Here is a 26,491-nt window from a genome sequence, read left to right as displayed (position 1 = left end):
CGTCAGTCGGCCGTGTACGTGATCGACCGGACGTCGTAGCCCCTCGCCGTGGAGCCGCGGACGTGCATGAACATCGCGCCGCCCTCGTAGGACCAGGCGCACGCGTAGCCCTTCGGCTCCTTGGCGCAGCCCTGGAAGTGGTGGGTGACGCCGCGCGGGTCGTACCTGACCCGGAACAGCGTCCGCACCGCGTCCTCGGCGCCGACCTCCAGGGCGGCGTACCGGTCGCCGCGCTTCCAGGCGGCGAACAGGTGCCCGGCCGCGGCGGACGGCCGCACGACGTGCCGGGACAGGTAGACCTTGGTGACCTTGGAGCCGGTCACGGCCATCGCGATGCCGTTGAGGCCGCCGGGCACGCGCACGCTGGTGTGCACGTACCGGCACACGCCGCGCGAGCAGCCGTCGAAGCGGTCGGGCGCGCGGTAGGCGTAACCGAAGATCGTGCGCACCGCGGCGGGGGTGGCGACCCCGGCCGCGGCGGCGCGGTCGCCGGCCAGCCACGCGCGGAACAGCTCGCCCGCCACCTTGCCGGGTGCGGGCGCCGCGGCGAGCGCAGGGGCGGCGGCGAGCGCGGGCGCGGTGGCGAGCGCGGGGGCGGCGGGAAGGCCGAGCGTCAGCGTGGCGGTCGCCGCGAGGGCGGCGCCGCCGAGAACCAGTCGTCTGGACACGCCCCGACGTTAGGACCCGCCCCTTGCGCAGGGATTGCTCCCGACTTGCAACCCTTGCCCCCGCCCCCGGTTCCCCCGTACCGGGGCGGATGCTCAGCGTGACGGCCTGTTCACGGATGACAAGCCGGGATCGTACAGTGTCAGGATGACGGTCGAGATCACGTGGTCGCGGCGGCGCGCGGCGACCGGCCGGGGCTCGCCGTCGCCCGCGCACCTGACGTAGCCGTCATCCTCACGGACGAGAAGGACCACCCCCATGGCTCAGATCAGTCCCCCCAGCCCGCCCGAGGCCGGCAGCGGCCAGCCCAGCCTGAAGCGGGTGATGGGCCCCGGCCTGTTGCTGCTGTTCATCGTCGGCGACATCCTCGGCACCGGCATCTACGCCCTGACCGGCCAGGTCGCCGGCGAGGTGGGCGGCGCGGCCTGGCTGCCCTTCACGATCGCCTTCGTCGTCGCGCTGATCACCGCCTGCTCCTACCTGGAGCTGGTGACCAAGTATCCGGAGGCCGCGGGCGCCGCCCTCTACGTGCACAAGGCGTTCGGCAAGCACGCGCTGACGTTCCTGGTGTGCTTCGCGGTGATGTGCTCGGGCATCACGTCGGCGTCGGCGGCCTCGCGGGCCTTCGCCGCCAACCTCGCCACCGGGTTCGGCCTCGACGCGGACAACGGCGTCATCCTGCTGATCGCCGTGGGGTTCATGCTGCTGATCCTGGCCGTCAACCTGCGCGGCGTCGGCGAGAGCGTCAAGCTCAACGTCGTGCTCACCGCGGTCGAGCTGTCGGGGCTGCTGATGGTCATCGTGCTCAGCGGGTACTTCATCTCCGGCGGCCACGCCGACTTCTCCCGCGTCGTCGCCTTCGAGACGCCCGCCGACAAGGGCGTGTTCCTGGCCGTCAGCGCCGCGACGTCGCTGGCCTTCTTCGCCATGGTCGGGTTCGAGGACTCCGTCAACATGGCCGAGGAGACCAAGAACCCGACCCGGATCTTCCCGCGCATGATGTTCGCCGGCATCGGCATCACCGGGGTGATCTACGTGCTCGTGTCGATCTGCGCGGTCGCCGTCGTCCCGGTCGGTCAGCTCGCCGCCAGCGAGACGCCGCTGGTCACGGTGGTGCAGACGGCGGCTCCCGGCGTGCCGATCGCCTCGCTGCTGCCGTTCATCTCGATGTTCGCCGTCGCGAACTCGGCGCTGATCAACATGCTGATGGCCAGCCGGCTGCTGTACGGCATGAGCAAGCAGGGCGTGCTGCCGCCGTTCCTGTCGGCGGTCCACGCCACCCGGCGCACGCCGCACGCGGCGATCCTGTTCACCACGGTGATCGCCATCGGCCTCATCACGTTCGTCTCGCTGGTCCCCGACAGCCCCGTCGTGGCGCTGCTGGGCGGCACGACCTCGCTGCTGCTGCTGGCCGTCTTCGCGGCGGTCAACGTGGCGGTCCTCGTCCTGCGCCGCGACGTCACCGGCGCCGAGCACTTCAACGCGGGCCGGGTGCTCCCCGTGGTGGGCACGGTCACCTGCCTCTACCTGGTGCTGCCGTGGTCCTCCGGGCGTCCGGCGGGCCAGTACGAGATCGCCGGGATCCTGCTGGTGATCGGCGTGATCCTGTGGGCGGCGTCCTGGTCGTCGGCCAGGCGCCGGGCCGCCCGGCGACCATAAGACCGGCGACCTTAAGCCCGGCGGAAGCAGACCGTAAGCAGGCTCCGGCAAGCTGGGAACCACACAGAGCGAAACCGGAAGGGACATATCAGATGCGCAAGGTCAAGCTGCAGCTCCAGATCACCACGGACGGCTTCGTGGGCGGCCCCGCCGGCGAGATGGACTGGGTCACGTTCCCCTGGACCGACGACATCAACGCCCACGTCGCGGCGCTCTGGGAGCCGGTCGACACCATCGTGCTGGGCCGCAAGCTGGCCGAGGGCTTCATCCCGGCCTGGGAGTCGCGGCCGGCGGGCGAGACCGAGGAGGGCATCGACAAGATGATCAACACTCCGAAGGTCGTCATCTCCCGCAGCCTCACCGAGTCGCCCTGGAAGAACGCCGTCGTGGCGGGCGGCGACCCGGCCGAGACCATCGAGGAGCTGAAGGCGAAGCCCGGCGGCGACGTGATGGTGGCCGGCGGCGCCTCGATCGGCCGGCAGCTGATCTCGCGGGGGCTGATCGACGAGCTGCACCTGTTCGTCAACCCGGTCGCGATCGGGGCCGGGCTGCCGCTGTTCCCGGCGGGCGAGGGTTACCACCGGCTGCGCCTGGTCGGCGCGCGCGCTTTCGACTGCGGCGTGGTGGGCCTGCACTACGAGCCGGAACGGTCCTGAGAGGTCCGCCCTCCACCGTGGCGGACCGTGAACCGCGGAAGGCGAAAGAGAGCACGTGCCCGGGAATGGCCTCCCGGGCACTTCGCTTTTTGGTCAGAACGTCGCTGACCAGGAGATAGTCCGGCCGTCAATGACGTCAAAGCGAAGGCCCGGGAGAATGGCGGTCAGTCCACCTCGACGGCGGCCTGGGCGAACTGGGCGGAGTAGAGGCGGGCGTAGGCGCCGTCCGCCGCCAGGAGGGCCTCGTGGGTGCCCTGCTCGACGATTCGGCCCTCCTCCATGACCAGAATGAGGCTGGCGTCGCGGATCGTGGACAGACGGTGGGCGATCACGAAGCTGGTCCGGCCCTCGCGCAGCGAGCTCATCGCCCGCTGGATGAGCACCTCGGTACGGGTGTCGACCGAGCTGGTGGCCTCGTCCAGGATGAGGATCGCCGGCTCGGACAGGAACGCGCGGGCGATCGTGATGAGCTGCTTCTCACCCGCGCTGACCGTGGCGCCCTCCTCGTCGATCACCGTGTCGTACCCGTCGGGCAGCGTGTGGGCGATGCGGTCGACGTGGGCGGCGCGGGCGGCGGCCTCGATGCGCTCGCGGGTGGCGCCCTCGGCCCCGTAGCCGATGTTCTCGGCGATCGTGCCGCCGAACAGCCAGGTGTCCTGGAGCACCATGCCGATGTCGGCGCGCAGCTCCTCCCTGGACATCTCGGCCGTGTCGACGCCGTCGAGGGTGATGCGGCCGCCGGTCACCTCGTAGAACCGCATGATGAGGTTGACCAGGGTCGTCTTGCCCGCTCCCGTGGGGCCGACGATGGCCACGGTCTGGCCGGGCTCCACGGTCAGCGACAGGTTCTCGATCAGCGGCCGGTCGGGGGCGTAGCGGAAGGAGACGTTCTCGAACGCCACGCGCCCCCGCAGCTCGGCGGGACGGGCGGGCTCGGCCGGCTCGGCCGACTGCTCGGGGGCCTCCAGCAGCTCGAAGACCCGCTCGGCCGAGGCGACGCCCGACTGGACGAGGTTCGCCATGCCGGCCACCTGGGTCAGCGGCTGGCTGAACTGCCGGGAGTACTGGATGAACGCCTGCACGTCGCCCAGCGAGATCGCGCCCGAGGCCACCTTGAACCCGCCCACGACGGCGACCAGCACGTAGTTGACGTTGCCGATGAACATCATCGCCGGCTGGATGAGGCCGGAGATGAACTGGGCGCGGAAGCTGGAGGCGTACAGGGCCTGGTTGTGCTCCTCGAAGGTGGCGACGGCCTCCTGCTGGCGGCCGAAGATCTTGACCAGGGTGTGGCCGCCGTACATCTCCTCGATGTGGCCGTTGAGCTTGCCGGTGGACGACCACTGCTTGACGAACTGCGGCTGCGACCGCTTGCCGACGACGGTGGTGACGTAGACCGACACGGGCACCGTGACCAGGGCGATGAGCGCCAGGATCGGCGAGATCCAGAACATCACCACCAGCACGCCCACGACGGTCAGCACCGAGGAGATGAGCTGGCTCATGGTCTGCTGGAGGGTCTGGGCGATGTTGTCGGTGTCGTTGGTGGCGCGGCTGAGGATCTCGCCGCGCGGCTGGCCGTCGAAGTAGCTGAGCGGCAGCCGCCCCAGCTTGGCCTCGATCCGCTCGCGCAGCCGGGACGCCGCCCGCTGGACGATGGTCGTCGTGAGCCGGAACTGCGCGATGCCGAGCAGCGCCGCCACCACGTAGATGGCCAGCACCCAGCCCAGGACGTGGGCCAGGGCGGTGAAGTCGATGCCCTGGCCGGGCACGACGTTCATCGAGGCGACCATGTCGGCGAAGTTGTCCTCGCCCTTGGCGCGCAGGCCCGCCACGGCCTGCTCCTTGGTGAGCCCGGGGGTCAGCCGGGCGCCGATGATGCCGGAGAAGATCAGGTCGGTGGCGTGGCCGAGGATCTTGGGCCCGGTGACGGTGAGCGCGACGCTGGCCGTGCCGAGCGCCAGCACGACGCCGAGCATCGCGCGTTCGGGCCGCAGCAGGCGCAGCAGCTTGCGCAGCGTGCCGCCGAAGTCGAGCGCCTTCTCGGCCGGGCCGGCCATCATCCTGCCCGGCCCGAAGGCGGGCTGCGGGCGGCGCGCGGGAGCCTGGGCGGTCATGCCGCGGCCTCCTGTTCGGTGAGCTGGGACAGCACGATCTCGCGGTAGGTCGGGCAGGTCTCCATGAGCTCGGCGTGGTCGCCGCTGCCCACCACCCGCCCCTCGTCGAGCACGAGGATGAGGTCGGCGTCGCGGATCGTGTTCACCCGCTGGGCGACGATGACGATCGTGGCGTCGGCGATCTCCTCGGCCAGGGCGGCCCGCAGGCGGGCGTCGGTGGCGTAGTCGAGGGCGGAGAAGGAGTCGTCGAACAGGTAGATCCCGGGCCGGTGGACGAGGGTCCTGGCGATGGCCAGGCGCTGGCGCTGGCCGCCGGAGACGTTCGTGCCGCCCTGGGAGATCGGCTCGTCCAGGCCGCCGGGCATCGCCTCGACGAACTCGCGGGCCTGGGCGATCTCCAGGGCCCGCCACAGCTCCTCGTCGGTGGCGCCGGGCCGGCCGTAGCGCAGGTTGGAGGCCACGGTGCCGGAGAACAGGTAGGGCGACTGCGGGACCAGGCCGACCGCGCGGGACAGCGCCGCCGGGTCGAGGTCGCGGACGTTGACGCCGTCCACCAGCACGTCGCCGGCGGTCGCGTCGAACAGCCGCGGGACGAGGTTGAGCAGCGTGGTCTTGCCGCTGCCGGTGCTGCCGATGATCGCGGTGGTCCGGCCCGGCCGCGCGGCGAAGCTCACCCCGCACAACACCGGGTCCTCGGCGCCCGGGTAGCGGAAGTCGACCGACCGCAGCTCCAGCTCGCCCCGGTGGCCGTCGGGCGTGACGGGGTTCGCGGGCGGGTGGACGGTCGGGTCGGTGCCGAGCACGTCCTCGATGCGCTCGGCGCAGACCTCGGCGCGCGGGATCATCATGAACATGAACATGGCCATCATCACCGACATCAGGATCTGCATCAGATAGGAGATGACCGCGGTCAGCGCGCCGACCTGCATGGCGCCGTCGGCGATGCGGTGGCCGCCGAACCAGATGACGGCGACGCTGGAGACGTTCACGACCAGCATGACCGAGGGGAACATCAGCGCCATCAGCCGGCCGACCCGCAACGAGACGTCGGTGAGCCGGTCGTTGGCCACGCCGAAGCGCTCGCGCTCGTGCCGGTCGCGGACGAACGCCCGGATGACCCGGATGCCGGTGATCTGCTCGCGCAGCACCTGGTTGATCCGGTCGATGCGCTCCTGCATGGTGCGGAACAGCGGCCGCATCCGCCAGACGACCAGGCCGACGATGACGATCATCACCGGCAGCACGACGAGCAGCAGCGACGACAGCGCGGTGTCCTGGCGCAGCGCCAGCACGATGCCGCCGACGCACATGATCGGCGCGGCCACCATCATCGTGAACGTCATCAGCACGAGCAGCTGCACCTGCTGCACGTCGTTGGTGGTCCGGGTGATCAGCGACGGCGCCCCGAACCTGTTCACCTCCTGCGCCGAGAAGCCCTGCACGCGGTGGAAGATCGCGGCGCGCAGGTCGCGGCCCAGGGCCATCGACGTCCTGGCGCCGTAGTAGACCGCCACGATCGAGCAGACGATCTGGACGAGCGTCACGCCGAGCATCACCAGCCCGACGCGCATGATGTAACCGGTGTCGCCGGTGATGACGCCGTGGTCGATGATGTCGGCGTTGAGTGTGGGGAGATAGAGCGTGGCCAGTGTCTGCACGAACTGGAAGAGGACCACGAGGGTGATCTCCTTCCCGTACGGCCTGAGCTGGACCCGCAGCAGGCGCAGCAGCATCAACGGACGCTTTCTGTGATGGGGGTGCGGTAGGAGGGCAGCAGCAGCCCGTCGAGCAGGACGGAGACGAGCTCCTCGTCGTCCATGTCGCCGAAGTCGTCGGACAGGCCGAAACCGCGGTGGACGCTCACCGAGACGAGCATGAGCAGCAGTTGCGCCGTGGCCATGGGCGAGCGGCGCAGATGGTCGCGGTCGGGCTCGACGAGGGCGGCGATCGCGGCGGTGATGCGGGCCCGGCTGTCCAGCATGTGCTCGCGGAACTCGGCGTCCTCGGCCATGAGCTCGCGGGGCACGGCGAAGATGTTGACGTTGGCCTTCATGCCGGCCCGCAGCAGCGCCGCCACCTCACGCAGCCGGGCGCGCAGCCCGGCGGTGGCGCCGATGGCGGCGAGGGCTTCCTCGGCCGGACGGGGGTCGAACGCGCTCATCAAAGCCGCGCGCAGCAGCGTGGCCTTGTCGGGGAAGACGCCGAAGATCGTGCCCTCGGCCACGCCCGCGGCCTCGGCGATCTGGCGGGTGCTGACGGCGGTGCCGTGCGCGCGCAGCAGGGGGACGGTGGCCTCGATGAGGGCGGCACGGCGGTCTTCGGGCGCCATCGCGGGCACCCGTCGCCTCTTGGTCATGCGGACGAGCGTAATGAGTGAGTACTCGCTCGTTCAAATCATTATTTGCCGGACATGTGGATCGGCAGGTCAGCCCGCCGGCTTGTCGTCGGCCAGGTTCTTGAGCCACACGCCGGCGCCCCGCATGAGCACGTCCAGCTCACGGCGCAGTTCGGCGTTCTCGCGGCGCAGCCAGAGCAGCTCGTCCCGCTCCTCCAGGGAGAGCACGCCCGTTTCCGCCGGCTGGACCGGCCGCGGGTGGTGGCGGCCCTCGGGGGCCGGGTCGTGCGTGCGGAACGCGTCCTCCCAGGGGCCGAGGACGTCGGCGGCGGCCGGGGCGGGCCCGGCCACCGGGGCCGGGGCGGGGCTCGTGGCGGCGGTCGTGGCGGGGGGCGCGGCGGCGACAGGGGCCGGGGCGTCGGCGGTCCTGGTCTTCGGCAGCGTGAGGGTGACCAGCGCGGCGACCACCGCGACGCCGCAGCCGATCAGCAGGGCGGTGCGGAAGCCGGTCTCCGAGGGCAGCGTGTGGCCGCCGACCGTCACGGTGAGCTGGGCCAGGACGACGCCGATCACGGCGGCGCAGACCGAGGTGCCGATGGAGCGCATCAGGGTGTTGAAGCTGTTGGCGGAGGCGGTCTCGCTCCTCGGGACCGCGCCCATGATGAGGGCGGGCATCGCGCCGTACGCCAGGCCGACCCCGGCGCTGCCGACGCAACCGGCGATCATCAGGCCCCAGCTCCAGCCCATCAGGCCGAGCGCGGTGCCGTAGCCGGCCGCGATGACCAGCGCGCCGACGAACAGGCTGGTCTTGGGCCCGCGGGCGGCCGACAGCCGGGCGCCGAGCGAGGAGACCGCCATCATCATCAGCCCGGACGGCGCCATCCAGAGCCCGGCGGCCAGCATCGACTGTCCCAGGCCGTAGCCGAGCGCCGCGGGCAGCTGCAGGATCTGGATGAGGACCAGCGACTGGGCGTACATGGCGAAGCCGACGAGGATCGAGGCCACGTTGGTGAGCAGCACCTGGGGGCGGGCGGTGGTGCGCAGGTCCACGAGGGGGTCGCGGACGCGCAGCTCCCACAGCCCCCACAGCAGGGCGAGCAGCACCGCGCCGCCGAGCAGCCCGAGGGTGGCGCCGCTCGACCAGCCCCAGTCGCCGCCCTTCGACACGCCGAGCAGCAGGCAGACCAGCGCCGCGCCCAGGCCGAACGCGCCGACCAGGTCGAGCCGGCCCCGGACGGCGGCGGCGGGCGTGGCCGGGACCAGCAGCCAGATCAGCACCCCGACCAGCACGCTCAGCGCGGCCGAGCCCCAGAACAGCACCCGCCAGTCGGCGTACTCGGCGACCGCGGCCGAGATCGGCAGCCCGAGCGCGCCGCCGATGCCCATGGACGAGCTCATCAGCGCGATGGCCGGACCGACCCGCTGGGGCGGCAGCAGGTCGCGCAGCGCGCTGACGCCGAGCGGGATCATGCCGACGCCCAGCCCCTGGAGGCCGCGTCCGGCGATCATGGGGATCAGGGAGCCGGACAGCGCGCACACCACCGACCCGGCAACGAGCGGCACCGAGCAGACGAGCATCATGGTGCGCTTGCCGTAGAGGTCGCCGAGCTTGCCGATGACGGGGGTGGCGACCGCGCCGACCAGCAGCGTCACGGTGATCACCCAGGACGTGTCGGCGGCGCTCGCGTGCAGCAGCCGCGGCAGCCGGCCGATGAGCGGCACCACCAGCGTCTGCATGAGCGAGCCGACGATGCCGGCGACCGCGAGCACGCTGACGATCCCGCCGCCGGAGCGCGGACTGGGCGCGGAATGCACCATTAATCCCCCTATTGTCCGAATGCACCCTACACAGGATGTGCCCCCTGCACAACCTGTGCGCCCTGCACATCGACCTGGCCGCGAAACGGGCCCTGCGCCGAAAGGGCAGGTCAGCCGCGGTCGCGGGCGCCGCCGTCGAGGACCTGGTCGATGTGGGCGGCGAGCTCGACGTCGCGCTCGGTGACCCCGCCGGCCTCGCCCGTCGAGAGCCGGAAGCGGATGCCCTCCGCCGTACGCTCGATCTCGGCCTGGTGCCCCAGCGTGGCGCCCTCGTTGTGCACCGCCTCGCTCAGCCAGCCGTAGCTGTCGGGCGTGATCGGCACGTCCTTGACCAGGGCGTCGCCGTCCCGCCGCCAGCCCTCCAGCGCCGCCAGGGCGGTGTCGATGTCCTCGTCGGTCAGGCGCTCGGCCATGTTCCCCCCAAAGTCGTCGGCTTCCCGACGCTCGGCTACCACCGATGGCCCGCTTCACACCCGTCATTTCCCTCTATAGCGTGTAGTACTACGATTCGTAGAGGGGGCTGTCGCATGCGGGTGCTGCTGGCGAGGGCGGGCGGCCCGCGCCTCGGCTCGCGCTGTCGGGCCCGCGGACGCTCATGCAGAGCGAGCCCCTGATGCGGCTGATGGCCGCCGTCCCGCCGCGCCTGGCGGCGCCGGGTTTCGGACGTCTGCTGCGCGCGCTCAGCGATCGGATCTGACACTCGGAGCGCACGCCTGCGCCGTTTCTGACATAGGGGTTGACGCCGCCGGAACGCCCGGCCACCGCCGCCGAGGCCCTGACAGGCCGGTAATCACAAGATCGTTTATATAAATGCTTGAATTACAGCATTTTCGACCTGACTTACCGCGCATTTCGGGCAAGTCATTTCTGTCAGGACGTACAAACTGTTTGCCGAAACACGGTGAAATGTGATCAGTTTACGGACGTGAGAGATTTTCTCATTGTCGGGGGCGGCGTCGCGGGCGCCTGTGCGGGGTTCTTCCTCGCCAGGTCAGGCACCGTGACCCTGCTCGAAGCCGAGCAGGTCACCGGCCACCACTCGACCGGACGGTCGGCGGCGCTCTTCTCGGAGTACTTCGGCAACCGGGCCGTCCGGGCTCTCACGGCGGCGAGCAGGGACTTCCTCGCCGCGCCTCCACCGGGTTTCGCCGACGTCCCGCTGCTGAGCCCGCGCGGCGTGCTCGCGCTGTGCCCGCACGGCGGCGAGAAGCTGTTCGACGAGGTGCTGGCCGAAGGGCGGCGGGCCCCGACGCCGGCGGTGGAGATCGACCCCGCCGAGGCTGCGGAGCACTGCCCGATCCTGCGTCCTGGCCGGTTCAGCAGGGCGATGCTCAAGCCCGGCGCGATGGACATCGACGTGGACGCCCTCCACCAGGGCTTCCTGCGCGGCATCAGGGTGCGCGGCGGCCAGGTGGTCACCTCCGCCCGGGTCCGGGCGCTGTCGCGCACGGGCGGCGTCTGGCGGGCGGTCACCGACGCGGGCGAGCACGCCGCGCCGATCCTGGTCAACGCGGCCGGGGCGTGGGCCGACGAGGTCGCCGGGCTGGCCGGGGTGCGGCCGGTGGGCCTGCGCCCGCTGCGCAGGACCGCGTTCCTGGTGGACCTGCCCGAGGGGACGGACGCCCGGTCCTGGCCGATGGTCACCGACGTGGCGGACACGTTCTACGTCAAGCCCGAGTCCGGGCGGCTGCTGGTCTCCCCCGCCGACGCCACGCCCGTCCCGCCCTGCGACGCCCGCCCCGACGACCTGGACGTCGCCGTCGGCGTGCGGCGCGTCCAGGAGGCCACGACGCTGGAGATCCGCAGCGTCCGGCACGCCTGGGCGGGGCTGCGCAGCGAGGTGGCCGACGGGACGCCGGTGATCGGGCCGGAGCCCGGCGCGCCGGGGTTCGTCTGGCTGGCCGCCCTGGGCGGCTACGGGGTGCAGACGTCGCCCGCGGCGGGCCGGATCGCCGCCGCCGCGGCGACGGACGGAGCCGCCGAACCGGCGTACGCGCCGGGCCGGCTCCGGAACGACTTGGAACGCCTATGAGGAAGGCGACGGGGGCGTGTGAGGCAAAGGGGCCGGTCGCCGTTCGTACATTCCTGACAGAGAGGTGGAGATGACCGGCAACACCCGCGGCTTCACCGGCCGGGCGGTCGACTTCGGCCCGTTCCGTCCCGTCCCGGCGTTGATCGAGGAGCAGACCGACCGGTGCCCGGAGCGGCCGGCGGTCACCTACGACGGCAGGACCCTCACCTACAGGCAACTGGACGACCTGGTCAACGGCCTGGCGGCGACGCTGGCCGGGCACGGCGTGGGCAAGGGCGACGTGGTCGCCGCCCTGCTGGTCAACTCGCTGGAACTGCCGGTCGCGTACCTGGCGCTGATGAAGCTGGGGGCGGCGTTCGTGCCGCTCGACCCGTCGTGGCCGGTCGAGCGCGTGCGCGACACGCTGGACGTGCTGCCGGACGGGCCGATCCTGTGCGCGGGCGGCGAGCCGCTGCCGCCGGGCGCGGCCGAGCGGGCGGTGATCGTCGGGATCGACACGATCGTCCCGACCGCCGAACGCCCGGCGGTCGAGCTGGGCCCGGACGACCTGGCGTACGGCTACTTCACCTCCGGCACCACCGGCACCCCCAAGTGCGCGATGAACCGGCACGGCGGCCTGGCCAACCGGCTGCGCTTCATGACCCGCTACTTCGCCGCCACCGGCGACGACGTCGTGCTGCAGAACAGCAGGCACACCTCCGACTCCGCGCTGTGGCAGCTGTTCTGGCCGCTGACCACGGGCGGGCGCACGGTGCTGCCCGTGCAGGGCGACTTCCTCAACCTCCGGCACACCATCGACCTGATCGCCCGGTACGGCATCACCACCGCCGACTTCGTCTCCAGCGTCTTCAACGCCCTGGTCGCCATCGTGGACGGCGACGCCGCCGCCCTGCGCGCGCTGTCGTCCCTGCGCCGGCTCGTCGTCGGCAGCGAGGCGGTCAGCCCGCGCGCGGTGCACCGCCTGATGGCCCTGCTGCCCGGCCTCGACCTGACCAACGGCTACGGCCCCACCGAGGCGTCGATCGGGATGGTCTTCCACCGGGTGTCGGCGGTCGACGGCGACGCGGTCCCGCTGGGCCGCCCGATCGACAACTGCTACGCGGTCGTGGTGGACGACGACCTGCGCCCGGTCCCGCCCGGCACGACCGGCGAGATCGCGATCGGCGGCGCCTGCCTGGGCGCGGGCTACCTGGGCGACCCGGCCGCGACGGCCAGGGCGTTCGTCGGCAACCCGTTTCCGGACGAGATCCCGGGCGAGCGCCTCTACCTCACGGGCGACCTCGGCCACCTGGACGACGACGGCCGCCTGTTCTTCGCCGGCCGCAAGGACTTCCAGGTCAAGATCCACGGCGTCCGCATCGAGCTGGGCGAGATCGCCGCGGCGGCCCAGCGCTGCCCCGGCGTGCTGCAGGCCGAGGTGCTGGTGGCCGAGCAGGCGGGCGTCAAGGCGCTGGCGCTGTTCGCCTCCGGAAGGGGCCTGACCGAGGCCGCGCTGGCCGCCGAGCTGCGCCGCACGCTGCCGCGGACCAGCGTCCCCCGCTACTTCTTCCCGCTGGTCGAGATGCCGCTGCACGACAACGGCAAGGTGGACCGCGGCCGGCTCCAGGAGATCCTCGACGGCCGGCTGGCCGAGGACACCGCGCTGCTGGCCGAGAGCGCGCCGACCGCGTGCCTGGGCGACCAGGTGCTGCGGGCGATGCGCTCGGCGCTGGGCTGGCCCGGCCTGACCGCCGAGACGCACTTCGCCGAGTCGGGCGGCGACTCCATCCAGGCCCTGTCCGTCGTCCACATGATCACCGCCGAGACCGGCGTGCGCGTGGACGTCAAGGACCTGTACGACCACCCGACGGCCGGCGCGCTGGCCCGGCTGATCGAGCGGCGGCGGCAGGACCACGAGGCCATCGAGGAGGAGTCGGTGCTGATGGCGCGCGACTCCGTGGTGCCCGACGGGGAGCCCATCCGGCGGGCGTCCAGGCCGGAGCGGCTGCGCACGGTGCTGGTCACCGGGGGCACCGGGTTCGTCGGCAGCCGCCTGGTGCACGAGCTGCTGAGCCGCGGCGGGCTGCGGGTGTGCTGCCTGGCGCGGGCGGCCGACGACGAGGCGGCCACGGCCCGGGTCGTCGCGGCGCTCGCCGAGCGGGGGTTGTGGGAGCCGCGCTTCGCCGACCGGCTGGAGGGCTACGCGGGCGACCTGTCCTTACCCGGCCTCGGGCTGGACGGCTCCACCTGGGAGCATCTGGCCCGAGCCTGCGACCTGGTGCTGCACAACGGCGCGATGGTGAACTTCCTGTTCGACTACCGCGCCCACCGTCAGGCCAACGTGCGCGGCACGATCGAGCTGGTGCGGCTGGCGATGGCCCACCACCCGGTGCCGCTGCACTACGTCTCGACGCTGGGCGCCTTGCAGACGGAGGCGCTCCACAGGGGCGAGCGCGTCCCGGAGGACTGCGACCCGGCGCTGGCCAGGCCGCCGGGCGGCGGCTACAGCCGGTCGAAGTGGATCGCCGAGCGCTACCTGGCCGAGGCCCGGCGCCGGGGCGCGCTGGTGACCGTGCTGCGGCTGGGCGAGATCATGCCGAGCGCCGACAACGGCTATCCGAACCCGGTCGCCTTCACCCACCTGCTGCTGTCGGCGTTCATGCGGCTCGGCGTGCGTCCGGACGTCGCCACGCGCACCGACTACACCCCGGTCGACTACGTCGCCGCGCGGGTCGGGGCGGCCGTGGCCGACCCCGAGGTCTGGGGCCGTACGCTGCACGTCTTCCGCGCCGAGAGCGTCCGCATCGACGACGTGCCGGCGCGGGCGGGCGTGCCGGTCACGCCGATCCCGTGCGGCGACTTCGCGCGGCTCGTGCGCGAGACCGGCCGGGCGAGCGGGGACCGCGAGCTGATCACGCTCGCCTCCCTGCTGCCCGCCGCGGCGGACGAGGAGGAGCTGCGCCGGGCGTTCGGCGGGCTGCTCACCGACAACCCCGCGCTGTTCCGCAAGGACGAGTGCCACAGGCTCGAACAGCGATGGCGGCTCGGCGAGGGCACCCTCGACGGCCCGATCGCCGCCTACCACGCCCGCCTGGCGGGCACGGCCGGGCAGCGGGTGCCCACCGGTTGATCAGGAAAGGTCAGGAATGCGCTACCGCAAGATGGGAAACCTCGGCTGGGAGGTCAGCGAGGTCGGATACGGCATGTGGGGCATCGGCGGCGGCCCCGGCGGCTTCACCGGCTGGGACTACGACGTCGCCCCCCGCTGCCTCGACGAGGCCGTCGAACTGGGCTGCACCTTCTTCGACACCGCCTGGGTCTACGGCCGCGGCGTCAGCGAGCAGCTGCTCGGCGCGCTGCTGCGCCGCCACTCCGGCCACCGGCTGTACGTGGCCACGAAGATCCCGCCGAAGAACCGCGAATGGCCGCCGAAACCGGACGACACCCTCGACGACGCCTACCCCGCCGAGCACATCCGCGAGTACACCCACCGCAGCCTGGACAACCTGGGCGTCTCGCGCATCGACCTCATGCAGTTCCACACCTGGGAGGACCGCTGGGCCCGTGACGAGCGGTGGCAGGAGGCGATCAGGGACCTCAAGAGCGAGGGCCTGATCGACGCGGTCGGCATCAGCGTCAACCGGTGGGAGCCGGCCAACTGCCTCGCCGCGCTCGACACCGGCCTGATCGACGTCATCCAGGTGATCTACAACATCTTCGACCAGGCGCCCGAGGACGAGCTGTTCGACCGGGCGCTGCGCGACGGCGTGGGCATCATCGCCCGGGTGCCGTTCGACGAGGGCACCCTCACGGGCACCCTGACCGCGGACAGCACGTGGCCGGAGGAGGACTGGCGCAGCACGTACTTCGGGCCGGAGAACCTGGGGCCGAGCGTCGAGCGGGCCGAACGGCTCAAGGCGGCGCTCCCGGAGGGGATGTCACTGCCGGAGGTCGCGCTGCGGTTCGTGCTGCACCACCCGGCGGTCAGCACGGTGATCCCGGGGATGCGCAGGCCGGCGCACGTGCGGGCCAACCTCGGCGTCTCCGACGGGCGGCCGCTCGACCCTGACCTGCTGAGCGAGCTGCGGCGGCACCGCTGGGACCGGGTGCCGGCCTGGTGGTCGGGGTGAGCGGGCCGCTGGTCGCCATGTGGGCGCACTCGCGCTCGGCCTCGACGGCGTTCCTGCGCATGATGATCGAGCGGGGCGACGTGGCCGTCCTGCACGAGCCGTTCCTGGCACTGACCGAGGAGGGCTCGCTGACGCTGCCCGCGCCGGACGGCGGCGAGGTGACGGCCCGGTCGGAGAAGGACCTGCTGGTCCGGCTGGCCGAGCTGGCGCGGGCGCGGCCGGTGTTCGTCAAGGAGGTGCTCGACTACGAGTACCCGCACCTGTTCAAGCATCCGGAAGACCTGGCGGGGATCGTCCACACGTTCATCGTGCGCGACCCGCGGCCGACCATCGCCTCGCACTACGCGATCAAACCGGCGGTGACCTGCGACGAGATCGGCTACGAGCGGCTGTTCCTGCTGCACGAGCTGGTCCGGGAGGCGACCGGCCGGCGGCCGCTGGTGATCCGCACCGAACGGCTGATCCGCGAGCCGGCGGCGGTCGTCGAGGAGTTCTGCGCCTACACCGGCCTGCCCTTCCTGCCCGGCTCGCTCAGCTGGGCCGCCGGCGACCGCCCGGAGTGGGGGCGGACCCGCCGCTGGCACCTGGACGCGAGCGGCAGCGCCGGGTTCGAGGACCGCGGCAACGTCTACGCCGCGACCGTGGACAACCATCCGGCCCTGCGGGCCTTCTACGACCACCACCTCCCCTTCTACCAGCGCCTCGTCCAGGACGAATAGGGAGTATCCATGTCAGAGTCACCGGGCCGGCTGTTCGCGCGGGCCTACGCCGAGGACCCCGGCCACGCGGAAGTGACCTTCGACTACACCATCACCGAGGCGCACGAGCCGACCAAGGACCGCCCCCGCCTGACCGTGCGCAACCTGCTCAAGGTCGTCCCCGTCGAGGGCGACACGGCCCGGTTCTGGACGGAGTCGCCGCCCGGCGAGGAGGAGCGGCGGTCGGTACGCGACTCGGACGTGCGCCGCGAGGCGGCCTTCAGGTTCGGCATGTCGGAGGCCAAGGTGCATCCGATCCGGGCGTGGGTGCAGATCCCCGACGGCCTGGCCGCCGACCCGGACGCCCTGGCCACCTTCCTCGACTACCGCCTGCTGGTCCGGCTGGCCACGGCCGAGAACCTGGCCCTGACCACCGCCCTGCTCGGCCATCCGGAGATCGCCCGCCTGCCGTACGACGACTACGTCCACGGCGTGCTGTCGGCCTGCGACGAGGTCGAGCAGTCGGGCGCGACCCCGCACGCGATGATCGTCAACCCGCGCGACTACTACCACCGGCTGATCGGCCGCGGCGGGCTGCTGGCCGAGCTGGCCGAGGGCAACGGCATGAAGGTCAGCCGCAACCGGTGGGTCGCCCCCGGTGACGCCCTGGTCGGCGACATCTCCGTGGCGGCCAGGCTGCTGGACGCGGGCCGCTCGGTGATCCGGGTGGCCGAGCCGCCGCCCGGCACGTTCGCCCGGCCGGGCGTGGCCGTCTGCGCGGAGGTGTACGAGGGCGTTGCGGTGCATCTGCCGGGGTTGTTCTACCTGGTCACCCCAGCCGGGGAAAACACCGTATTTCCCACTTCATAGCAATCGAGTAGAACGAGAACGACGAAAGGCGGTGACCGTGTCGGACACGAGCCAGGAATACCGGCGCAATGGTTGGTGGCGCGACGAGACCTTTCTGGACGACTTACGCCGCAACATGGCCACGTCCCCCGACAAGGCGGCACTGATCAGCCGGCGCGTCGCCGACGGTGTCACCGACGTCGTCACGTACGCCGAGCTGGGCGCGATGACCGACCGCATCGCGCACGGCCTGGTCCGGCTGGGCGTGCGGCCGGGCGACTTCGTCGCCATCCAGCTCCCCAACCGCAGGGAGACGCTGCCCCTCGCGCTGGCGTGCATGAAGGTCGGCGCGCGCATCGCCCCGCAGATGCCCATCTACCGGCACCGCGAGCTGGACTTCATGATCCGGCTGACCGAGGCGAAGCTGTTCGTCACCACGAGCCGGATCGGCCACCTGGACACGGCCGAGACGGGGATGACCCTGGCCCGGGAGATCCCGAGCCTGGAGCACGTGATCGTCGTCGGCGGCGACGGCCCGCCCGGCTCGCTCGACTTCGACGAGCTCCTGCTCAACCCCGAACCGGGCGACCCGGCCGACATCGAGGGCCGCGAGCTGGGCCCCGACGACCCGTTCCTCATCCTGTTCACCTCGGGCACGACCGGCGAGCCCAAGGGCGCCCTGCACAGCCAGAACACCCTGTACGCCGACATCAAGGGCTACGCGGAGGCGTTCGGGCTGGACCCGAGCCTGGTCATCATGACGGCCCAGACGTCGATGCACTACGTCGGCCTGGTGATGGCGTACCTGACGGCGCTGACGCTGGGCGGCACCGCGGTCACGGCCGACGCCTGGGATCCAGGCGTCTACCTCGACCTGATGGCCGACCACGACGTCACCATGTACTACGGCTCGCCGCCGTTCGCCCGGGAGATCAGCGAGGAGCAGGCGGCCCGGCCGCGCGAGCTGCCCAGCCTGAGCGTCTTCGTCTCCGGCTCGGCCCCCGTCCCGCCGCACCTGGTGGAACGGGTCACCGAGACGCTGGGCGTGCGCGTGTACGCGCTGTGGGGCATGACCGAGAACGGCGGCGTCACCATGACCAGGCCCGAGGACCCGCCCGAGCGGGCCGGCGAGAGCGACGGCACGGTCATCTCCGGCATGGAGGTGCGCATCGTCGACGAGGAGAACAAGCCGGTCGAGAAGGGCGAGATCGGCGCGCTCCAGGTCCGCGGCGCGGCCCAGTGCCTCGGCTACTACCTGCGCGACGAGATCTACGCCAAGTCGATCACCCCGGACGGCTGGTTCGACACCGGCGACCTGGCCCGCGACGACGGCTACGGCGGCGTGCGCATCTCCGGCAGGACCAAGGACGTGATCATCGCCAACATGTGCCTCAAGCTGCCGGTCAGCGACATCGAGGCGCTGCTCGGGCGGCATCCGGCGATCCGCGACATCGCCCTCATCGGCATCCCGGACCCGGCGCTGGTCGAGCAGGTGTGCGCCGTCGTCACGCCGTCGGGCGAGCCGCCCACGCTGGAGGAGTTGCGCGCCTACCTCAAGGAGGCCGGCGTGAACGACTGGTTCTGGCCCGAGCGCCTGGAGATCGTCGAGGAGATGCCGCGGACCGTCACCGGCAAGATCCGCAAGGTCGAGCTGCGGGAGCGGTTCGGCGCGGCGTCGGACTGAGGTGGCCGGCTCACGGGCGCTCCCGCTGGCCGTCCTGTGCGGGAGCGCCTTCCTCGGCGCGATCGACGTGCAGCTCGCGAACATCGCCTTCCCCGACATCCTGCGCAGCTTCCCGCGCAGCAGCCTGCCGGAGCTGTCGTGGGTGTTCAACGGCTACGCGATCGTGTTCACCGCGGCGCTGCTGCCGGCCGGCGGCCTGGCCGACCGGTTCGGCGCGCGGCGGGTGTTCCTGACCGGCCTCGCGGTGTTCGTGGCCGGCGCCGCTCTGTGCGCGGTCGCGCCGTCGGCCGGCGCGCTGATCGCCGCCCGGGTCGTGCAGGGCGTGGGCGGCGGGGTGATCACGCCGCTGACGCTCGCGCTGATCCTGCCGTACTACCCGCCGGAACGCCGGGGCACGGCGATCGGGCTGTGGAGCGCGGCGCAGTCGGTGGCGACGGCGTCGGGGCCGTCGCTGGGCGGCATGCTGGTCGGCGTCTGGGACTGGCGGACGGTGTTCTTCCTGCACCTGCCGGTCGGGGCGGCCGTGCTGGCGGGCGCCTGGCGGATCGTGCCCAAGGGGGCGGGCGAGGCGGCCACGTCCCGGCTGCCGGACATCGCCGGGCTGCTGCTGCTGGTGGGGGCCATCGGGCTGCCCTCGCTGGCGATCGTGCAGAGCGACGCGTGGGGGCCGGGCAGCCCCGGCACGATCGCGGCGCTGGTCGCGGGCGTCGTCGTGGCCGTGCTGTTCGTCCGGCGGGCGCGCACGCATCCCGCGCCGATCGTGGACCTGGGCGCGCTGCGGGCGCGCGGCACGCAGCGGGCCAACCTCGCGATGTTCCTGGTCGGGCTGGTGATGTTCGCGCTGCCGCTGGCCAACATCCTGTTCCTGACCGGGATCTGGGGGTACTCCGTGGCCGCCGCGGGGCTCGCCGTCACGCCGGGGGCGCTCGTCCAGGTGCTGACCGCGCCGCTCGCCGGGCGGCTGGCCGCCAGGACCGGCCATCGCCCGCTCGCCCTGTGCGGGGTGGCGCTGCTGGCCCTGTCCACGGCGTACCTGGCGTTCGCGACGGGGGACGCCCCGGCGTACCTGACGGTGGTGCTGCCCGCGGTGGTGCTGTCGGGCGTCGCGGTGGCCGTGCTGATCACGTCGCTGAGCGGCGCGGCGGTGGCCGAGATCCCGCCCGCGCGGCTGGCCACCGGCACCGCCCTGTCGGTGACCTCGCGGGCCGTCGGGGCCGTCATCGGCGTCTCGGCGCTGGTGCTGGTGCTGTCGGGCGACCGGCTCGGGGCGATCGGGGCGTACCAGGGGGTGTGGCTGACGATGCTCGGCCTGTGCGCGCTGGTCGCCGTCGCCGCCGCCGGACTGCGCGCTCCGCGGGCCGAGCCCGCCGCGCAACGCGCCTGACCGGCGCACGGCTTCGAGGGACGGGCCCGTCGGGTCAGTCGGGGGCGTAGGCCAGGACGTGGTCGTGCAGCAGGCGGCCGGCCCGCGGGTCGTCCCGCTCGAACGCCTCCACCAGGGGTTCGTGGTCGGCCGCGTTCTCGTGCGGCCGCATCCGGAACAGCCGGATCGACACGTGCGTCCAGACCTCGACGCCGAGCGACTCCCACACCGACACCAGCAGCGCGTTGCCGGAGGCCGCGACGATCTCCCGGTGGAAGGCGACGCCGTGGCTGACCTGGTCGTCGAGGGAGCCGGCGGCCGCGGCGGCGTGCAGGCGGGCCACGTGGGCGCGCAGCGCGGCGACCGGCGGCCGGCCGAGGCGGGTGGCGGTCTCCTCCAGCCCGGCCCGGACCTGGTAGACCTCGCGCAGGTCGTCGAGGGTGAAGCCGCGTACCCGGGCGCCGCGGTTGGGCGCCGACTCGACCAGCCGGAGCGCCTCCAGCTCGCGCAGCGCCTCGCGTACGGGGGCCTGGCTGACCTGGAGCTCGGCGGCCAGGCGGCGCTCGACGATGCGCTCGCCGGGCTCCCAGCGGCCGCTGATCAGGCCGTCGAGCAGCACTTTCCTGATCTCCTCGCGCAACGGCGGCCGCACCACGGGCTCCACAGATAATCCTTTCATCGGATGATCGATCATATGGTGTTTAATGGAAGCATGGAGAAAGACCTGGATCCACAGGAGACCGCCGAATGGCTCGAATCGCTTGAGGCGGTCCGGCGGGCGGCCGGTCCCGATCGGGCCGATTACCTGCTGCGCAGGCTCGCCACGAGCACGCGCTATCTCAACACGGTGCCCACCGCCGAGGAGCCCGCGTACCCCGGCGACCTGGAGCTCGAAGAACGCGTCGCGGCCTACGACCGGTGGAACGCCGCCGTCATGGTCAGCCGGGGCAGCAAGCTCGGCCTGGGCGGCCACCTGGCCACCTACGCCTCGGCCGCCTGGCTGTACGAGGTCGGCTTCAACCACTTCTTCCACGGCACGGACGACCAGGTCTTCTTCCAGGGGCACGCCTCCCCCGGCGTCTACGCGCGGGCCTTCCTCGAAGGGCGCCTGAGCGAGGAGCAGCTCGACCTGTTCCGGCGCGAGACGCAGGGCGGGCTGCCGTCGTACCCGCACCCGAGGGCGATGTCGGGCTTCTGGCAGTTCCCGACCGTGTCGATGGGCATCGGCCCGCTCAACGCGGTCTACCAGGCACGCTTCAACCGCTACCTGCACAACCGCGGCATCAAGGACACCTCGCACAGCCATGTCTGGGCCTTCCTGGGTGACGGCGAGATGGACGAGCCGGAGTCCACCGCGGCGCTGACGCTGGCCGCCAGGGAGGGGCTGGACAACCTCACCTTCGTGATCAACTGTAACCTCCAGCGGCTCGACGGCCCGGTACGCGGCAACACCCGGATCGTGCAGGAGCTGGAGAGCGTCTTCCGGGGCGCGGGCTGGCACGTCGTCAAGGCGCTGTGGGGCGCCGAGTGGGACGGCCTGCTCGGCTCCGACGAGCTCGTGGCCAGGCTCGGCGAGGTGCCGGACGGCCAGTTCCAGACGTTCGCCGCCGCCGACGGCGCCTACATCAGGCAGCACCTGTTCCAGGGGCTCGACGTGCCGTACTCCGACGACGACCTGCGGCGCATCGTCGGCGGCTCGCGGGCCGGGCACGAGCCGCGCAAGGTGTACGCCGCCTACCACCGGGCGCTGCAGAACCGGGGCGCGCCCACGGTGGTCCTGGTCCAGACGGTCAAGGGCTGGACGCTGGGCGCGGGCGTCGAGGCGCGCAACGCCAACCACCAGATGAAGAAGCTCACCCTCGACGAGTTCCGCGTCATGCGCGACCGGCTCGGCCTGCCGGTCCCCGACTCGGCGCTGGCCGGGGAGCTGCCGCCGTACCTGCACCCGGGGCCCGGCTCGGCCGAGGCCGAGTACGTCGCCGAGCGCCGCCGGGAGCTGGGCGGCCCGATCCCCCGCCGCACGGTCGCCGACCGGCCGCTGCCGCAACCTGGCGAGCGGCCGTTCGCGGCCCTGGCCAAGGGCTCGACGCAGCCGATCGCCACCACGATGGCGTTCGTCCGGCTGGTCAAGGACCTGATGAAGGAGCCGGAGACCGGGCGGCGCTGGGTGCCGATCGTGCCCGACGAGGCCAGGACGTTCGGCATGGAGTCGCTGTTCCCCACGGCCAAGATCTACTCGCCGCTCGGCCAGCGCTACGAGTCCGTCGACCGGGAGCTGCTGCTGGCGTACAAGGAGGCGGTGGACGGGCAGATCCTCATCGAGGGCATCACCGAGGCCGGCTCGATGGCCTCCTTCACCGCGGCGGCCACCAGCTACGCCACCCACGGCGAGCCGATGGTGCCGTTCTACATCTTCTACTCGATGTTCGGCTGGCAGCGGACCGGCGACCAGATGTGGGCCCTGGCCGACCAGCTCGGCCGCGGCTTCCTGCTCGGCGCGACCGCCGGCCGCACCACCATGACGGGCGAGGGCCTGCAGCACGCCGACGGCCACTCCCAGCTCCTGGCCTCCGCCAACCCCGCCTGCCTGGCCTACGACCCGGCCTTCGCCTACGAGGTCGGCGTCATCGTCCGCGACGGGCTCAGGCGCATGTACGGCGAGGCCGCCGAGGACGTGTTCTACTACCTGACCCTCTACAACGAGCCGCTGCCCCAGCCCGCGATGCCCGAGGGCGTCGAGGAGGGCATCGTCAAGGGCATCTACCGCTACTCCGCGGGCGGCGGCGCCGCGCACCTGCTGGCCAGCGGCACCGCGATCCACTGGGCGCTGGAGGCCCAGCGGCTGCTGGCCGAGGAGTACGGGCTGGGCGTGGACGTCTGGTCGGTCACCTCGTGGAGCGAGCTGCGGCGCGAGGCCATGTCGGCGACCGGGGTGCCGTACCTGCGGCAGGCGCTGGCCGGGACCGAGGGGCCGGTGATCGCGGTCAGCGACTGGATGCGGGCCGTGCCCGACCAGATCAGGCCGTGGATCGACCGGCCGTGGACCTCGCTCGGCACCGACGGGTTCGGGCTCTCCGACACCCGGGAGGCCGTGCGCAGGCACTTCGGGGTCGATCCGCGGTCGATCGCGGACGCCGTGCTGAAGGCGGTGGAGGAGTAGCAGCGGGGGCGACTCGTCCCGGCGTAACCGTATTTATCGAGGAATCTCCCTAAGTTAGGGCCTGGTGCACCAACCGTGTTCTGCTGATCCCGGGGGGAGACGGGTGAGAACACGGTTGCGCCGGTCGCTGCGTACGCGGCTGGCACTGCTCGCCGGCATCGCCATGCTGCTGCTGAACGTCGTCGTCAGCGGCTTCGTCATGTTCGGCATCCACGACGACGTCGCCGACGTGCGCGCCAGCGACGTGTCCGGGCGGGCCCTGCGCGTGCTCCTCATGGTCAAGCGCAACCAGCTGCCCCAGGTGCTGGAACCCCTCGGCCTCGACGGCATCCAGGTCGTCGACCCGGCCGGGCGGGCCGTCGCCTGGACGCCCAACCTGGCCGACGCCCCCCGCCAGACGGCCCACATCCCCCGCGACCAGGCGAACTACGTCAGCAGGAGCTGCGACCTGCCGGCCTTCCCCGGCCGATGCGAGCTCGTGGTCGCCCTGCGCGCCTACCAGCCCGAGGGCACCTGGATCATCTATGCCTTCGATCCCGCGGTCCCCTGGTTCGTCAGCCCGCAGGTCGTGCTGTTCCAGATCGTGGTGTCGGCGCTGCTGGTCGGGCTGACCTTCTTCGGGGTGTCGCGGGTCGTGGCCAGGACGCTCGCCCCCGTCAGCAGCATCACCAAGAGGCTCGCCGAGATCACCGCGGACGGCGGCGGCCTGCGGGTGCCCGTCCCGGACACCGACGACGAGATCAGAGCCCTGGCCGAGACCGCCAACCAGACGCTGGAACGGCTGGAGACGGCGCGGGCCCGCCTGGAGGCCGCGATGGAGCAGCAGCGCAGGTTCGCCGGGGACGCCTCGCACGACCTGCGCAGCCCGATCACCGCCATGCGCGCGCAGGTCGAGGAGGCCATGCTGCATCCGGAGGAGACCGACTGGCGGGAGACCAGCACCCAGGTGCTGGCCAGCCTCGACCGGCTGCAGGCCATCGTCACCGACCTGCTCACGCTGACCAAGCTGGACGCCGGGGCGCCGAGCGACCACCAGCCGGTGGACCTGGGCGAGCTGGTCACCGCCGAGACCGCCAGGCCGCGGGCCAAGCGCGTGGTCACCGGCCCGGACGAGGGCGTGGTGGTCATGGGCGACCGGCTGCAGCTCACCCGGCTGCTGACGAACCTGCTGGACAACGCCGAGCGGCACGCCGAGGCGCAGATCACCGTGACGGTCCGGCAGGAGGGCGGCCGGGCCGTACTGGAGGTCCTGGACGACGGCGGAGGCATCGAACCGGGCCAGCGCGAGCTCGTCTTCCAGCGCTTCATCCGCCTGGACGACTCCCGCAACCGCGACGCCGGCGGCACCGGCCTCGGGCTGCCGATCGCCCGCGAGATCGCGACCGCGCACCACGGCACGCTGACCATCGAGGACTCCCCCAAGGGCGCCCGCTTCGTCCTCCGCCTCCCCCTCGCCTGACGGGGTGCGGGCCGCGGGGTTCTGGTGCTTGGCGGGGCCGCGGCGTCCTGGTGCTTGCCGTGGCCGCGGGGTTCTAGTGCTTGCCGTGGCCGCGGGCCAGGCCCTTGCCGTGCTTGGCCTTGGCGGACTGATGGCCGACCTTCCGCCCCTTGCCGGAGCCGGCGCCGGACGTGGCGCCGGACGTGGCGCCGGTCACGGCGGGCCGCTGGGCCGGCGGCTGGGCGACGGGCTGGGCGGGCGGACGGCGGCGGGAGCCGCTCTGCTCGGCCGCGCGGTCGGAGGCGCCCTCCGAAGAGCGGTCGCGCGCGATGGCCACGGCGTGCATGATGCCCTCGTGCTCGGTGGCCTGGTTCGGCGCCGGGTCGGCGTAGGAGGGCGTGCGGGTGGCGGCGGGCGGGCCGCCGTCGCCGTTCCAGGACGTCGTGAGGAGCACGCTGGTGACGAGCGCGGCCAGGGCGGTGAGCTGCCGCCAGCGCTGCGGCCTGCCCGGCTGCGGGATCGACACCGAGAACGGCAGCAGCTCGCGGTGCGCGCGAAGCCCGCGCGCGGCGTCGGGCATGGTCCGGCGCACGGCGTGGTTCCGCTCGCCGGTCCTGCGTACCGCGCGGTCCCAGCCCGGGATCCGCCGCCTGGCGTCCGGCCGCGTCCCGGCGACGGCCCCCACGTCCCGGACGCCCACCGAGACGGGGGCGGCCTCCGGGACGGGGGCGGGAACGGCTTCCGGGGCGGGGAGGGAGACCTCCGGGGCGGGGGCCGCGGGGAAGAGGGTGGGAGGAAGGAGGTCGCCGGTGTTGGGCAGGGAGTCGGCCAGGGGGATGGCGGCGGTGTCGTGGGGTTCCTCGTCGCCCAGCGCGGCCACCCGGGTCAGGCGCCGCCGGGCCTCCTCGCCGTCGATCCGGCGGGCGGGGTCCTTGGTCAGGAGACCGGCGATGACCGGCGCGAGCGGCCCGGCCAGGTGGAACGGCGCGGGCTCGGAGGTGAGCACCGCGGTCAGTGCGGCCAGGTGGCCGCTGTGCGGGAAGGGCGACTGGCCCTCGACGGCCGCGTACAGGGTGGCGCCGAGGGACCATAGGTCGGCCTGCGGGGTCGCGTGGCCGCCGCGCAGGCGTTCCGGGGCGATGTACGCGGGCGTGCCCACCACCATGCCCGACTGGGTGATGTTGGCCTGGTCGTCGAGGGTGGTGGCCAGGCCGAAGTCGGTGAGCAGGGCGTGCCGGTCGCCGTTCAGCAGGATGTTGCCGGGCTTGACGTCGCGGTGCACGATGCCGTCGGCGTGCGCCGCGCTCAGCGCCTCCAGCACCTGGAGCCCGAGGCGCGCGGCGTCGGGCGGGGACAGCGGCCCGCGTTCGGCGATCACGTCGGCGAGGCTGCGCGAGGGCACGAGCTGGAGCACGATCCACGGCCGTTCGTCGGCCACCACCACGTCGTAGACGGCGGCGATGTGCGGGTGGCTCAGCCGGGCGGCCAGCCGCGCCTCCCGCATCGTCCGGCCGAGCAGCCGCTCCCGCTCGGTCCCCAGCGCGTGCCCGAGGGTGACCTCCTTGACCGCGACCTGCCGGTCGAGCAGCTCGTCGTGGGCCCGCCAGACCCGGCCCATGCCACCGCGGCCCAGTTCGGACAGCAGCCGGTAGCGCCCGGCCAGCAACCAGCCCGCACAGTGCGAAAGTGACATGCCGCCCTGCCTACCCGATCATCCCGCCCTCATGCAACGGCCGCACAGGCTTCGAGTCGATCCTGTGAGAAGGGCGGGCGCGGGGTCACCCGTTGGTGGGGAAGCCGAGGTTCACGCCACCGTGGGACGGGTCCAGCCAACGCGAGGTCACCACCTTGCCCCGCGTGTAGAACTGCACCCCCTCGGTGCCGTGCACATGCGTGTCACCGAACAA

19 protein-coding genes are annotated in these 26,491 nt (G+C 72.5%); 11 read left to right on the top strand and 8 right to left on the bottom strand.

Annotation, left to right across the window (positions count from 1 at the left end; all coding sequences use genetic code 11):
• Nucleotides 1–2 precede the first annotated feature (2 nt).
• Nucleotides 3–668 (bottom strand): hypothetical protein, encoded by a 666-nt coding sequence (locus ACIBK9_RS50780; protein WP_397166560.1) that lies wholly within the window; start codon nt 666–668, stop codon nt 3–5.
• 256 nt (nt 669–924) lie between these two features.
• Between ACIBK9_RS50780 and ACIBK9_RS50775 the strand changes: the two genes are divergently transcribed.
• Nucleotides 925–2,325 carry an APC family permease gene (locus tag ACIBK9_RS50775; RefSeq protein ID WP_397166559.1) on the top strand — a complete coding sequence of 467 codons (1,401 nt, stop codon included), beginning with the start codon at nt 925–927 and terminating at the stop codon, nt 2,323–2,325.
• 92 nt (nt 2,326–2,417) lie between these two features.
• Nucleotides 2,418–2,981 carry a dihydrofolate reductase family protein gene (locus ACIBK9_RS50770; protein WP_397166557.1) on the top strand — a complete coding sequence of 188 codons (564 nt, stop codon included), beginning with the start codon at nt 2,418–2,420 and terminating at the stop codon, nt 2,979–2,981.
• Between the two features lie 164 nt (nt 2,982–3,145).
• Here the strand turns inward: ACIBK9_RS50770 and ACIBK9_RS50765 are convergent, their stop codons facing one another.
• From ACIBK9_RS50765 to ACIBK9_RS50745, 5 genes are all read right to left on the bottom strand, one after another.
• Nucleotides 3,146–5,098: an ABC transporter ATP-binding protein gene (locus ACIBK9_RS50765; protein ID WP_397166555.1), complete on the bottom strand. Its 1,953-nt coding sequence runs from the start codon at nt 5,096–5,098 to the stop codon at nt 3,146–3,148.
• Nucleotides 5,095–6,831 carry an ABC transporter ATP-binding protein gene (locus ACIBK9_RS50760; RefSeq protein ID WP_397166553.1) on the bottom strand — a complete coding sequence of 579 codons (1,737 nt, stop codon included), beginning with the start codon at nt 6,829–6,831 and terminating at the stop codon, nt 5,095–5,097. The genes ACIBK9_RS50765 and ACIBK9_RS50760 overlap by 4 nt, the downstream gene beginning before the upstream one ends.
• Entirely contained in the window at nt 6,831–7,454 is a 624-nt protein-coding gene (locus ACIBK9_RS50755) for a TetR/AcrR family transcriptional regulator (protein WP_397166552.1), read from the bottom strand. Before ACIBK9_RS50755 ends, ACIBK9_RS50760 begins: the two co-directional genes overlap by 1 nt.
• A gap of 69 nt (nt 7,455–7,523) precedes the next feature.
• Nucleotides 7,524–9,251, bottom strand: a complete 1,728-nt coding sequence (locus tag ACIBK9_RS50750) for an MFS transporter (RefSeq protein ID WP_397166550.1) — start codon at nt 9,249–9,251, stop codon at nt 7,524–7,526.
• Nucleotides 9,252–9,361: 110 nt separating this feature from the next.
• Nucleotides 9,362–9,664, bottom strand: a complete 303-nt coding sequence (locus ACIBK9_RS50745) for a 4a-hydroxytetrahydrobiopterin dehydratase (protein ID WP_358298325.1) — start codon at nt 9,662–9,664, stop codon at nt 9,362–9,364.
• Nucleotides 9,665–10,152: 488 nt separating this feature from the next.
• Between ACIBK9_RS50745 and ACIBK9_RS50740 the strand changes: the two genes are divergently transcribed.
• The 7 genes from ACIBK9_RS50740 (at nt 10,153) to ACIBK9_RS50710 (ending at nt 20,007) form a co-directional block, all read left to right on the top strand.
• Complete coding sequence (locus ACIBK9_RS50740) at nt 10,153–11,283, top strand: NAD(P)/FAD-dependent oxidoreductase (protein ID WP_397166548.1); 1,131 nt, start codon at nt 10,153–10,155, stop codon at nt 11,281–11,283.
• A 70-nt stretch (nt 11,284–11,353) separates the two neighbouring features.
• Entirely contained in the window at nt 11,354–14,392 is a 3,039-nt protein-coding gene (locus ACIBK9_RS50735) for an amino acid adenylation domain-containing protein (RefSeq protein WP_397166547.1), read from the top strand.
• Between the two features lie 16 nt (nt 14,393–14,408).
• Nucleotides 14,409–15,392 carry an aldo/keto reductase gene (locus ACIBK9_RS50730; RefSeq protein WP_397166545.1) on the top strand — a complete coding sequence of 328 codons (984 nt, stop codon included), beginning with the start codon at nt 14,409–14,411 and terminating at the stop codon, nt 15,390–15,392.
• Nucleotides 15,389–16,111 (top strand): sulfotransferase family protein, encoded by a 723-nt coding sequence (locus tag ACIBK9_RS50725; RefSeq protein ID WP_358298333.1) that lies wholly within the window; start codon nt 15,389–15,391, stop codon nt 16,109–16,111. The genes ACIBK9_RS50730 and ACIBK9_RS50725 overlap by 4 nt, the downstream gene beginning before the upstream one ends.
• Before the next feature lie 9 nt (nt 16,112–16,120).
• Nucleotides 16,121–16,960 (top strand): family 3 encapsulin nanocompartment shell protein, encoded by an 840-nt coding sequence (locus tag ACIBK9_RS50720; protein ID WP_358298335.1) that lies wholly within the window; start codon nt 16,121–16,123, stop codon nt 16,958–16,960.
• A gap of 37 nt (nt 16,961–16,997) precedes the next feature.
• A complete protein-coding gene (locus tag ACIBK9_RS50715; protein ID WP_397166543.1) occupies nt 16,998–18,623 on the top strand; it encodes an AMP-binding protein in 1,626 nt (541 codons plus the stop codon).
• A 1-nt stretch (nt 18,624) separates the two neighbouring features.
• The gene (locus ACIBK9_RS50710) at nt 18,625–20,007 is read left to right on the top strand and encodes a DHA2 family efflux MFS transporter permease subunit (protein WP_397166541.1); all 1,383 of its coding nucleotides are present in this window, start codon (nt 18,625–18,627) and stop codon (nt 20,005–20,007) included.
• 34 nt (nt 20,008–20,041) lie between these two features.
• On the opposite strand, the gene ACIBK9_RS50705 is transcribed toward ACIBK9_RS50710, so the two are convergent.
• Nucleotides 20,042–20,680 carry a GntR family transcriptional regulator gene (locus tag ACIBK9_RS50705; protein WP_397166540.1) on the bottom strand — a complete coding sequence of 213 codons (639 nt, stop codon included), beginning with the start codon at nt 20,678–20,680 and terminating at the stop codon, nt 20,042–20,044.
• 18 nt (nt 20,681–20,698) lie between these two features.
• Here ACIBK9_RS50705 and aceE point away from each other — a divergent pair, with 18 nt between their 5' ends.
• Nucleotides 20,699–23,146, top strand: a complete 2,448-nt coding sequence (gene aceE / locus ACIBK9_RS50700; RefSeq protein ID WP_397166538.1) for a pyruvate dehydrogenase (acetyl-transferring), homodimeric type — start codon at nt 20,699–20,701, stop codon at nt 23,144–23,146.
• Nucleotides 23,147–23,249: 103 nt separating this feature from the next.
• Nucleotides 23,250–24,605, top strand: coding sequence for a sensor histidine kinase (locus ACIBK9_RS50695; RefSeq protein ID WP_397166536.1), 1,356 nt, complete (start codon nt 23,250–23,252; stop codon nt 24,603–24,605).
• A gap of 73 nt (nt 24,606–24,678) precedes the next feature.
• On the opposite strand, the gene ACIBK9_RS50690 is transcribed toward ACIBK9_RS50695, so the two are convergent.
• The gene (locus ACIBK9_RS50690) at nt 24,679–26,277 is read right to left on the bottom strand and encodes a protein kinase (RefSeq protein ID WP_397166535.1); all 1,599 of its coding nucleotides are present in this window, start codon (nt 26,275–26,277) and stop codon (nt 24,679–24,681) included.
• Nucleotides 26,278–26,491 lie beyond the last annotated feature (214 nt).

Source organism: Nonomuraea sp. NPDC050227 (assembly GCF_044459705.1).
In the GTDB taxonomy this organism is placed as follows: Bacteria; Actinomycetota; Actinomycetes; order Streptosporangiales; family Streptosporangiaceae; genus Nonomuraea.
The sequence above is the reverse complement of the archived record's forward strand: the minus strand, read 5'-3'. Positions and strand labels throughout refer to the sequence as shown.